The organism is Thauera sp. 63 (assembly GCF_000310165.2).
GTDB classification, from domain to species: Bacteria; Pseudomonadota; Gammaproteobacteria; order Burkholderiales; family Rhodocyclaceae; genus Thauera; species Thauera humireducens.
The window spans coordinates 1-10,232 of the sequence record NZ_AMXC01000031.1; the positions used below are offsets into that span (position 1 = coordinate 1).

The following is a 10,232-nucleotide window of genomic DNA, read 5'->3' on the forward strand; positions in this document are numbered from 1 at the left end:
CGCTGCGAAACGGCGGGCGTCGCCGGACGAGCCGCTGCCGCCGCAGACGAGGATCTTGCCATTGTCGAGCAGGCTCGACGTCATGACCTCGATGGCGCCGGCGATCGGGGCGGCGAGCATCTCGAGGGCGTCGTGCGTCGTGCGCGTGTTGTCCTGGAACTGTCGGGAAATGCGCTCGATGAGATCCATTTTGCGTTCGTCATTCGATGGACGCAAAAGTCTAGCATGCAGCCTTATCCGGCATCGAAGGCGGCACGTAACCAGATGATGTGCGCTTCGTCCGGCTTGTCGAGCAGCACGGCGTCGAAGCGGCATGCGGCGCCCTGGAAGCGGCGCCCCTGGCCGGCGAGCCACCACTGGGCGGCGAGCAGCACACGCCGGCGCTTGGCTTCGGTGATGCTGGCGGCGGCACCGCCGAAGCGGGCATTGGTGCGCAGGCGGACTTCGACGAATACGACGCAGTTGCGGTCCAGGCAGATCAGGTCGACCTCGCCGCCGCGGCAGCGCACGTTGCGGGCGATGAGGCGCAAGCCGTTGGCGGCGAGGTGGCGGGCGGCCAGGTCTTCGGCAAGTTGCCCCTGCGCTTGCGCGCGGGTCGGCCGGGCGTCGACAATGTCGCCGCCCGGACTCCGGGCTGCGCCGGTGGCGCGTTGTCGTGCTGCCATTCCTGTTTTCCTCCTTGCGCCGCCTGGCGTGCCTTCCGACGACATGACTCCATCCATCCCCCTGCTGCAGAATCCGCTGGCAAGTACATCGTCATTGTATGTGGTGGCGACGCCGCTCGGAAACATGAATGACATCGGCGTGCGTGCGTTGTCCGTGCTGGCTGCTGTCGACGTCGTGGCGGCGGAGGATACGCGCCATAGCCAGCGCCTGCTCGATGCCTTCGGGGTGACGACGCGAATGCTGGCGGTGCATCAGCACAACGAGCAGGAGGCGGCCGGACGACTGATCGCATTGCTCGAGTCGGGGCAGCAGGTGGCGCTGATCACCGATGCGGGCACGCCCGCCGTCTCCGATCCGGGGGCCAGGTTGGTGGCGCGGGTGCGCGCCGCCGGCTACCCGGTGGTGCCCGTGCCCGGGCCGTGTGCAGCGGTGGCTGCGCTGTCGGTATCCGGCTTTGCCGAGGGTGGCTTCCGCTTTGTCGGCTTCCTGCCACCGAAATCGGCCGCGCGTGTCTCGGCGCTGCAGACCCTGCGCGACGAACGGGATGCGATGGTGTTCTACGAAGCGCCGCACCGCATCGTCGAGTGCGTGGCGGACATGGCTGCGGTGTTCGGCGGCGAGCGCGAGGTGCTGATCGCGCGCGAGATCACCAAGCTGCACGAGCAGATCGTGCGCATGCCCCTGGGCGAGACGGCGGCCTGGTTCGCCGGCGACGCCAACCGCAGTCGGGGCGAGTTCGTGCTCGTACTGGGTGGAGCGCCCGACGTGGAGGGGCTCGATGCGGAGGCCGAACGCGTCCTGGCGCTGTTGCTGGATGCCTTGCCGGTGAAGGGCGCGGCGAAGCTTGCCGCGGAGATCACCGGCGCGCCGAAGAACCTGTTGTACGCCCGTGCGCTGGCATTGCGCGAGCCACGCTGAAGGGCGTCCGACCGCCTATAATCATGGCCTTGGTCCAAGGATAAGCACCATGCAAACGATCACCCTTGTCCGTCCCGACGACTGGCATCTCCACGTCCGCGACGATGCGGCGCTAGCCTCCGTGGTACCGCATACCGCAGCTCGTTTCGGGCGTGCGCTGATCATGCCGAACCTGAAGCCGCCGGTGACGACCACCGCGCAGGCGCTGGCCTATCGCGAACGCATTCTTGCGGCCGTGCCGGGGACGCGTTTCGATCCGCTGATGAGTCTTTATCTCACCGACAACCTGCCGCCTGACGAGATCGATCGTGCGGTCCAGTCGGGCCGCATCGTGGCCGCGAAGCTTTACCCCGCGGGCGCCACGACCAACTCTGACGCCGGCGTCACGGCCATCGACAAGATCTATCCGGTGCTCGAGCGCATGGAGAAGCTCGGGCTGGTGTTGTGCGTGCACGGAGAGGCGACCGGTGCGGATGTCGACGTCTTCGACCGCGAGCGGGTCTTCATCGAGCGCACGCTGTCACCGCTGGTGCGGCGCTTTCCAGGGCTCAAGGTGGTCTTCGAGCACATCACGACGTCCGAAGCCGCGCAGTTCGTACGCGCGGCCGGTGCGCATGTGGCGGCCACGGTGACCGCGCACCATCTGTTGCTGAACCGGAATGCCATCTTCCAGGGCGGTATCCGTCCGCATCATTACTGCCTGCCGGTGCTCAAGCGCGAGACGCATCGTGAGGCGCTGGTGGCGGCCGTCACCTCGGGTAATACGCGCTTCTTCCTCGGCACGGACTCGGCGCCGCATGCACGCAGCACGAAGGAGAATGCCTGTGGCTGCGCGGGCTGCTACACCGCCCATGCTGGCATCGAGCTCTACGCCGAGGTGTTCGAGGCGGCGGGTGCGCTTGAGAAGCTCGAAGCCTTTGCGAGCCTGAACGGTCCGGCGTTCTATGGCCTTGCACCCAACCCGGACTCGATCACCCTGCGCAAGGAGTCGTGGTCCGTGCCGGCGAGCTATCCCTACCTGGGTAGCGATCCGCTGGTGCCGCTGCGTGCCGGTGAGAGTGTGTCCTGGAAACTGGTCGCCTGAGGAGAGGGGCATGATCGGCCACGTCAGCCGTATCCGTCGGATTGTCCTTGCGCTTGCCCTGCTGCCGCTGTTGTCCGCCTGCGAGAACAGCGCGACGGCCTACATGGTCGAGGGCAGCCAGCATGCGCTCGTGCTGGTGCGCGAGCAGAAGTTCTTCTGGGATGATGAACTCAAGCAGTCGCTGATCGCTTCGCGTCTGCCGCACTGCCAGAAGCGGGTGTCGATTCACCCAGGCTCGACGACGCTGGTCGAGATGCGCGTGTATGAGGCTGGCGACCGGCTGTGGGCGCTGCATCAAGGCAACCGCTGGTATCTCGCCAGCACGGAGCAGTGTCGAGTGCAGGATTGGGATAACGCCTCGGGTCAGCCCCCCGGTCGCCTGGTCGGCAGTTTCGTACTGAAAGAGGGGGCGCCGACTTTTGTTGCGGCGCCAGCCGACGGCGGCTGAGCCGAACGCGTATAATCCGACGCGGGAAGTTCGCCAGGCAGTCGCTGCGCACCTCGTCGTGCGTGGAGGAAAGTCCGGGCCCCGCAGAGCAGGATGCCGGCTAACGGCCGGGCGCCGTGAGGCGACGGAAAGTGCAACAGAGAGCAGACCGCCGATGGCCCGTGCAAACGGGATCAGGCAAGGGTGAAACGGTGAGGTAAGAGCTCACCGCAGGACTGGCAACAGGACTGGCACGGCAAACCCCATCCGGGGCAAGGCCAAATAGGGGAGCATTGGCGTGGCTCGCGTCGCTCCCGGGTAGGCTGCTAGAGCGCCACGGTAACGGGGCGCCCAGAGGAATGACTGCCCGATGTCGCCGGCTTGCCGGCGATGTTCGACAGAACCCGGCTTATCGGCGAACTTCCCCACTTCCATTTTTGAGCCGCAAGGCCTCCGCATACGGGCGCGCATGCGCGTCGCGTCGTGCGGCGCCTCGGCTCAACAGCGACGTACGCCTGCAAGGGGCGTGCGCGCATCCGGCGCGCCGCGTCGCAGCCAGTATTTTTCCCACTTCGCCCCACCTTTACGTCGATCCCGCCCAAGTTCGACCGGTTTCACATGTCCATTCGCTATTGGCCTTGATTTTTCAGGGTTTATTGAACATTTCCCGGGTTCGCATAAGTCATTGTGTAACAACGAGATTCCGGTTTTGTCAGCTTGACCGGGTACGGCCTTTCCACTAAAGTGGGTCCAAGTGGAAAAAAGTGGGGGAAAGTGTCGTTTCGACGCTGCCCCGTGCCGTCAGGGGGGACGATGTTCCAGGGAGCCGCAGCGCTCAATCTCGATGCCAAGGGTCGTCTCGCGATCCCCGCGCGGCATCGCGATGCCTTGGCCGTCGAGAGCGGCCAAGTGGTGCTGACCGCCCATCCTCACGGCTGCCTGCTTGTTTACCCCGTTCCCGCCTGGGTTCCGATCCGCGACAAGGTGCTCGCGGCGCCGGGGCTTGATCCGACCTCCGCCATGCTGAAGCGCCTTCTCGTGGGTTTTGCCCAGGAGGAAGCGCTCGACGCTTCAGGCCGTGTCCTGGTGGCTTCGTCGCTGCGCCAGTTCGCGAAGCTCGACAAGCAGGTCTGGCTGGTGGGGCAGGGCAGTCACTTCGAGCTCTGGTCCGATGAGGGCTGGCAGAAGCAGCAGGAAGCCATGCTGGCCCTGATGAATACCGGGTTGCCGCCCGGCTTCGAGAGCCTGGCGCTGTGAGTGCGCCTCAGGCACATATCACCGTCCTGCTGAACGAGGCGGTCGATGCGCTCGCGATTCGCGCTGACGGCGTCTATGTGGACGGCACCTTCGGGCGTGGCGGGCATAGTCGCGCGGTACTCGAGCGGCTTGGGCCGCAGGGGCGGCTGATCGCCTTCGATCGCGATCCGGTGGCAATCGCAGCCGGGCAGGCGCTTGGTGATGCGCGGCTGACGCTGGTGCATTCGGCCTTTGGCGATCTCGATGCTCAGCTTGATGCGCTTGGTGTGGCGCGGGTGGATGGCGTGTTGCTGGATCTCGGGGTGTCGTCACCGCAGCTTGACGATGCGTCGCGTGGCATGAGTTTTCGCTTCGATGCGCCGCTGGACATGCGGATGGACACGAGCCGCGGGCAAACCGTGGCGGAATGGCTGGCGGAGGCAACCGTCGGTCAGATCACGGAGGTAATCAGGGATTATGGCGAGGAACGGTTTGCTTATGCGATTGCAAAGGCGATTGCAGCTGCTCGGGCAGGGGGGGCTGTTGCAACCACTGGACAACTTGCCGCGATCGTGGAAAAAGCGGTCAGGACACGCGAGCCGGGGCAGCACCCGGCGACACGCACCTTCCAGGCTCTACGGATTTTCATTAATCAAGAGCTCGAGGAGCTGACGCGCGTGCTGCCTGCCTGCGTCGCGCGGCTGGTGCCGGGCGGGCGTCTGGCGGTGATCAGCTTCCATTCCCTCGAAGACCGTATCGTCAAGCGCTTCATGCGTGACGAGTCGCGCCCGCCGGTGCTTCCGGCGCGCCTGCCGATTCGTGCCGCCGACCTGCCGCCGCCGCGCCTGCGCCTGGTCGGCAAGGCTGTGCGCCCGAGCGGGGCTGAGGTCGCGGCCAATCCGCGTTCGCGCAGTGCGGTGATGCGCGTCGCCGAGCGCACGGAGGCGTCCGCATGATGATCCGGGCCGACGCGGTGCTGGTGGCGCTGGTGGTAGCGAGCGCGCTCGGGGTGGTCTCGTCCCAGCATCAGGCACGCAAGCTCTACGCTGAGTTCGAACGCGAGCAGTCGCGTGCCCATGGGCTTGAGGTCGAGTGGGGGCAGCTGCAGCTCGAGCAAAGCACCTGGGCGGCACACGCCCGGGTCGAGAAGCTGGCGCGCGAAAGGCTGGGCATGCGTCCGCCTGTGCAGGGGCAGGTCATGTTGGTGGAGCCGCAATCATGAAAAAGAATCAACGTACGGTCACCTTCAATCACAACCCCTTGCTCAAGCGCGAGTTGCCGCAGTGGCGCCCGCGCTTCGTGTTGCTGGCCCTGCTCGCGGGGTCGATGGCGCTGACCGGGCGCGCCCTGTACCTGCAGGGCGTGAATAAGGATTTCCTGCAGGCCAAGGGCGAGTCGCGCTATGCGCGAACGATCGAGATCCCGGCTACGCGCGGTCGTATCACCGATCGCCACGGCGACATGCTGGCGGTCAGCACGCCCGTGCGTTCGGTGTGGGCGCTGCCGTCCGACGCCAAGCTCGAGCCTGCCCAGGCGCGGGAGCTCGCGCGCATGCTCGAGATGGATGTGCGTGAGCTCAATGAAAAGCTCGCCACGCCGCGCGACTTCGTCTATCTGAAGCGTCAGCTGTCGCCCGAGGTGGCACAGCGCATCGCCGACCTCAAGCTGCCCGGCATTCACCAGCAGCAGGAGTACCGTCGCTACTATCCGGGCGGCGAGGTGATGGCGCATATCCTGGGCTTCACCGACGTCGAGGACCGTGGCCAGGAAGGCATCGAGCTTGCCTTCGAGAAGCAGCTCGCAGGTCGTCCGGGATTGCGACGGGTGATCAAGGATCGTCGTGGCCAGATCATCGAGGACGTCGAGGCCGTGCGCCCGCCCCGCGAAGGTGAGGATGTCGCGCTTTCGATCGACGGCAAGATCCAGTACCTCGCCTGGTCGGCCCTGCGCGACACGATGCAGCAGCACAAGGCCAAGGCCGGTGCGGCGGTGGTCATCGACTCGCGTACCGGCGAGATCCTTGCGCTGGCCAACGCGCCGACCTTCAACCCCAACAACCGCAGCAACCTGACCGGCGAACAACTCCGCAACCGGGTGTTTACCGACAGCTTCGAACCGGGCTCGGTGATGAAGCCTTTCATCGCCGGGCTGGCGCTCGACCGTGGCAAGGCGACGCCAACGACTTTGATCGACGTCTCTGCCGGACGCATGACGATCGGTACGGCGACCATCTCCGATTCGCATCGTCACGCCCGGTCGTTGACGGTCGCGGAAGTGATGCAGAAGTCGTCCAACATCGGCACGGTGAAGCTCGCCCAGCATTTCAGCCCGACCGAGATGTGGCAGTTGTTTGACGATCTCGGTTTCGGCAAGCCGCTGAACCTGGGTTTCCCCGGCGAAAGCGGGGGGCGCCTGCGTCCGGCCAAGACCTGGAGACCGATCGAGCAGGCGACGATGTCCTACGGTCACGGTATCTCCGTGAGCCTGATCCAGATGGCCCGCGCCTATCTCGCCTTTGCGCGTGACGGCGAGCTGGTGCCGCTCTCCCTGACCCGTGTCGAGGGCGAGCCCAGCAATGGCCGTCGTATCTTCTCGCCCGAGACGACGCATGCGGTGCGTGCGATGCTGGAGTCAGTGACACAGCCTGGCGGTACGGCGACCAAGGCGCAGGTCGCGGGTTATCGCGTCGGCGGCAAGACCGGTACCGCCCTCAAGATCGAGAATGGTCGCTACACCAAGCGCTACATCGCATCTTTCGTGGGCTTTGCGCCGGTCTCCAATCCGCGCCTGGTGGTCGCCGTGATGATCGATGAACCGAGTGCGGGCAGCTACTACGCCGGCACGGTGGCCGGGCCGCTGTTCTCTCGCATCATGGAAGGTTCGCTGCGCTCGCTCGGCGTCGCGCCTGACGCGCCGCTGACGCCGCTGCAGCTCGCGCGGCGCCAGTCCGAGGGCGCGGGGGGCACGGCCGTCGCGCAGGAGAGCATGTAAATGAGCCTTGCCGCACCCATCCTCGCGCGCCTGCAGGCAGCTGGCGTGGTCCCCTGCGGGATCACGGCGGACTCGCGCCGTGTCGGGCCGGGTGAGGTGTTCGCGGCGTGGCCCGGATTTCGCACCGACGGCCGGCGCTACCTGGCGTCGGCCGTCGAGCGTGGCGCGGCCGCCGTGCTGTGGGAAAGCGGCGATGGCTTCAACGCAGGGGAGCTGCCCATTCCGTCGCTGCCGGTCGAGCGTCTGCGTGACCTTGCCGGCCATCTCGCGCACGAGATCTATGGTCGCCCGTCCGAACGCCTCTGGCTTGTGGGGGTGACGGGCACCAATGGCAAGACGACCGTGAGCCAGATGCTGGCGAGCGCCATGCAGGACCTTGGGGTGCGCTGCGGTATCGTCGGCACCCTTGGCAACGGTTTCCCGGGCGAACTGGAGAGTTCGCTCAACACCACGCCCGATGCGCTCGAGCTGCATCGCCTGCTCGCCGGCTTCGCCAGGGCCGGGGCAGGGGCGGCGGCGATGGAGGTCTCGTCCATCGGCCTCGACCAGGGGCGAGTCAATGGCGCCTGCTTCGATGTGGCGATCTTCACCAACCTGAGCCGCGACCACCTCGATTACCACGGCTCGATGGAGGCCTACGGCGAAGCCAAGGCGCGCCTCTTCTCGCTACCCGGGGTGGAGCGCTGCGTGATCAACATCGACGATCCCTACGGGCTCATGCTCGCGCGGCGGCTGGTGGCGCAGGGGCGGGACGTGATCGCGTGCACCCTGTACCACGCCAACGCCGATGCGGTGCCGGGTGCGCGTGTGCTGCTCGGCGACCGGCTGCAGGCTGCGCCGACGGGCTTGCGCTTTGCGCTGCAGTGGGATCACCGCGTTGCCGAAATTCAGGTCCGGATGGTCGCGCCGTTCAACGTCTCGAACCTGCTGGCCGTGGCGGGCGCGCTGCTCGCGCGCGGTGTGCCGTTCGATGAGCTGCCGCCTGTTCTGGTGCGGATGACGCCGCCGGAGGGACGCATGCAACTGGTCGGCGGCGTGTGCGAGCCGCTGATCGTGATCGATTATGCGCATACGCCGGACGCGCTGGCGCAGGTGCTCGAATCCCTGCGTACGACCGTGCACTCGCGTCGCGGCCGGCTCAGCTGCGTCTTTGGCTGCGGCGGCGACCGTGATGCGGGCAAGCGTCCGCTGATGGGCGAGGTCGCTGCTCGTCTTGCCGACCGCGTCATTGTCACCAGTGACAATCCGCGCACGGAAGATCCGCTGAAGATCCTCGATGCAGTGGCAGCAGGCGCAGGCCCGCAGGCCGAGCGCATCGTCGATCGCGCACAGGCGATCCGCATCGCCATCGCGGAGGCGGCGGCGGATGACGTCGTGGTGATCGCGGGCAAGGGCCATGAGCCGTATCAGGAAGTGATGGGTCAGCGCCTGCCGTTCTCGGACCTGGAGCAGGCGAATGTGGCGCTGCGCGCCTGGCATGCGGGAGGGGCGAAACGATGATGAGTCTGCAGGATGCCGCACGCGCCCTCGCTCAGTATGGCGCGCGTGCAATCGGCATGACGCGCTTTGACGGGGTGGGTACCGACAGTCGCGCGCTGGCGCCGGGTCAGCTGTTCGTCGCGCTGCGCGGCGAGCGCTTCGACGGTCACGACTTCGTGGATGTCGCGGCTCGAGCCGGGGCCGCGGCTGCCTTGGTGGATGTTCGCTGGTTCGACGCGAACCCCAAGCCGCCGCTGCCCGCACTGGTCGTCGAGGACACGCGTCTCGCGCTTGGTGCGCTCGCCGCGGCCTGGCGCTCGCGCTTCGCCCTGCCGCTCGTCGGCGTGACCGGCAGCAATGGCAAGACCACCGTCAAGGAGATGTGTGCCGCCATCCTGCGCGCGCAGGCGCGGCGGGACGGCTTTGGCGACGAGGCGGTGCTGGCGACGCGGGGGAACCTGAACAACGACATCGGCCTGCCGCTGACGCTGCTCGAGTTGCGCGACTTCCATCGCGCTGCCGTGATCGAGATGGGCATGAACCATCCGGGCGAGATCGCCTACCTGACGGCGCTGGCGCAACCAACCGTCGCCATCGTGAATAACGCGCAGCGGGCCCATCTTGAAGGCATGGGTACGCTCGAAGAGGTCGCGCACGAGAAGGGCGCGATCTATGCGGGGCTTGGCAGTGCCGGCGTGGCGGTGATCAATGCCGATGACCCGCATGCCCAGTACTGGCGCGCCTTGAACGCCGATCGTGCGATTGTGACATTCGGTATCGAGCAGGTCGCCGACGTCAGCGGCCGGTGTACCCTTCGCGGCCTCGGTTCGCGGGTCGAGCTCGATACTCCCCAGGGGCGTATCGACTTCGCACTGCAGGTGCCGGGTCTGCATAACGTGCGCAATGCCGTCGGCGCTGCCGCTGCCTGCCTTGCGGCCGGCGTGACGTCCGAGGCGGTCGCCGAAGGTCTTGGTGAGTTCCTTGGTACGCCGGGCCGTCTGCAGCGACGTATCGGTCCGGGCGGCGCCGTGATCCTCGACGACTCGTACAACGCCAATCCCGACTCGGTGCGTGCCGGCATCGACGTGCTTGCGTCCATGCCGGGGCACACCTGGCTGGTGCTCGGCGATATGGGCGAGGTGGGCGAAACCAGCGCACAAGTCCATGACGAGATCGGCGGCTACGCCAAGAGCAAGGGGATCGACGGCCTGTTCGCGCTGGGCGAGATGACGAATGTTGCAGTGCGAAATTTCGGCGATGGCGCCCAGCACTTCGCGTCGCCCGAGGCGCTGGTGCGGGCGCTGGCGCCCAGGCTGGATGCAGACTCGGTCGTGCTGGTGAAGGGCTCGCGGTTCATGCGTATGGAAAGGGTGGCGGACGCGCTTGCGGCAATGCACAATTCCGCCCCTTCAATGGATAGCGGCGCCTAAC

At 66.6% G+C, this 10,232-nt stretch carries 11 protein-coding genes and 1 other RNA gene; 10 read left to right on the plus strand and 2 right to left on the minus strand.

The features are described from left to right. Together C664_RS16920 and C664_RS16925 are read right to left on the minus strand one after the other, a co-directional pair. Nucleotides 1-189 (minus strand): SIS domain-containing protein (locus C664_RS16920; RefSeq protein ID WP_004264750.1); only part of this gene is annotated, 189 nt, incomplete at its 3' end. A 44-nt stretch (nucleotides 190-233) separates the two neighbouring features. Next, entirely contained in the window at nucleotides 234-665 is a 432-nt protein-coding gene (locus tag C664_RS16925; protein ID WP_004264752.1) for a YraN family protein, read from the minus strand. 43 nt (nucleotides 666-708) lie between these two features. On the opposite strand from C664_RS16925, the gene rsmI reads away from it, so the two are divergent. From rsmI to C664_RS16970, 10 genes are all read left to right on the plus strand, one after another. After that, on the plus strand, nucleotides 709-1,584 hold the full coding sequence (rsmI, locus tag C664_RS16930; RefSeq protein ID WP_048708365.1) for a 16S rRNA (cytidine(1402)-2'-O)-methyltransferase: 876 nt from the start codon (nucleotides 709-711) through the stop codon (nucleotides 1,582-1,584). 49 nt (nucleotides 1,585-1,633) lie between these two features. Further along, the gene (pyrC, locus tag C664_RS16935) at nucleotides 1,634-2,668 is read left to right on the plus strand and encodes a dihydroorotase (protein WP_004264755.1); all 1,035 of its coding nucleotides are present in this window, start codon (nucleotides 1,634-1,636) and stop codon (nucleotides 2,666-2,668) included. A 10-nt stretch (nucleotides 2,669-2,678) separates the two neighbouring features. Next, nucleotides 2,679-3,116, plus strand: coding sequence for a hypothetical protein (locus C664_RS16940; protein ID WP_004264757.1), 438 nt, complete (start codon nucleotides 2,679-2,681; stop codon nucleotides 3,114-3,116). Nucleotides 3,117-3,141: 25 nt separating this feature from the next. Then, nucleotides 3,142-3,523: RNase P RNA component class A (gene rnpB / locus C664_RS17075), an RNA gene on the plus strand. A gap of 385 nt (nucleotides 3,524-3,908) precedes the next feature. Then, nucleotides 3,909-4,352, plus strand: coding sequence for a division/cell wall cluster transcriptional repressor MraZ (mraZ, locus tag C664_RS16945; protein ID WP_004264758.1), 444 nt, complete (start codon nucleotides 3,909-3,911; stop codon nucleotides 4,350-4,352). Further along, nucleotides 4,349-5,287: a 16S rRNA (cytosine(1402)-N(4))-methyltransferase RsmH gene (gene rsmH, locus C664_RS16950; RefSeq protein ID WP_004264761.1), complete on the plus strand. Its 939-nt coding sequence runs from the start codon at nucleotides 4,349-4,351 to the stop codon at nucleotides 5,285-5,287. Before mraZ ends, rsmH begins: the two co-directional genes overlap by 4 nt. Beyond that, on the plus strand, nucleotides 5,287-5,553 hold the full coding sequence (gene ftsL / locus C664_RS16955) for a cell division protein FtsL (RefSeq protein WP_038012231.1): 267 nt from the start codon (nucleotides 5,287-5,289) through the stop codon (nucleotides 5,551-5,553). The genes rsmH and ftsL overlap by 1 nt, the downstream gene beginning before the upstream one ends. After that, the gene (locus C664_RS16960; protein WP_004264765.1) at nucleotides 5,550-7,322 is read left to right on the plus strand and encodes a peptidoglycan D,D-transpeptidase FtsI family protein; all 1,773 of its coding nucleotides are present in this window, start codon (nucleotides 5,550-5,552) and stop codon (nucleotides 7,320-7,322) included. The genes ftsL and C664_RS16960 overlap by 4 nt, the downstream gene beginning before the upstream one ends. Then, nucleotides 7,323-8,822, plus strand: a complete 1,500-nt coding sequence (locus tag C664_RS16965) for a UDP-N-acetylmuramoyl-L-alanyl-D-glutamate--2,6-diaminopimelate ligase (RefSeq protein ID WP_004264767.1) — start codon at nucleotides 7,323-7,325, stop codon at nucleotides 8,820-8,822. It abuts the gene before it with no gap. Then, nucleotides 8,819-10,231 (plus strand): UDP-N-acetylmuramoyl-tripeptide--D-alanyl-D-alanine ligase, encoded by a 1,413-nt coding sequence (locus C664_RS16970; protein WP_004264770.1) that lies wholly within the window; start codon nucleotides 8,819-8,821, stop codon nucleotides 10,229-10,231. The genes C664_RS16965 and C664_RS16970 overlap by 4 nt, the downstream gene beginning before the upstream one ends. The last annotated feature ends 1 nt before the right edge of the window (nucleotide 10,232 follow it).

Excerpts from the sequence above, each read along its gene's own strand:
- C664_RS16925 (WP_004264752.1), bottom strand. The coding sequence starts at position 665 with ATGGCAGCACGACAACGCGCCACCGGCGCAGCCCGGAGTCCGGGCGGC.
- rsmI (WP_048708365.1), top strand. The coding sequence starts at position 709 with ATGACTCCATCCATCCCCCTGCTGCAGAATCCGCTGGCAAGTACATCG.
- pyrC (WP_004264755.1), top strand. The coding sequence starts at position 1,634 with ATGCAAACGATCACCCTTGTCCGTCCCGACGACTGGCATCTCCACGTC.
- C664_RS16940 (WP_004264757.1), top strand. The coding sequence starts at position 2,679 with ATGATCGGCCACGTCAGCCGTATCCGTCGGATTGTCCTTGCGCTTGCC.
- mraZ (WP_004264758.1), top strand. The coding sequence starts at position 3,909 with ATGTTCCAGGGAGCCGCAGCGCTCAATCTCGATGCCAAGGGTCGTCTC.
- ftsL (WP_038012231.1), top strand. The coding sequence starts at position 5,287 with ATGATCCGGGCCGACGCGGTGCTGGTGGCGCTGGTGGTAGCGAGCGCG.
- C664_RS16960 (WP_004264765.1), top strand. The coding sequence starts at position 5,550 with ATGAAAAAGAATCAACGTACGGTCACCTTCAATCACAACCCCTTGCTC.
- C664_RS16965 (WP_004264767.1), top strand. The coding sequence starts at position 7,323 with ATGAGCCTTGCCGCACCCATCCTCGCGCGCCTGCAGGCAGCTGGCGTG.
- C664_RS16970 (WP_004264770.1), top strand. The coding sequence starts at position 8,819 with ATGATGAGTCTGCAGGATGCCGCACGCGCCCTCGCTCAGTATGGCGCG.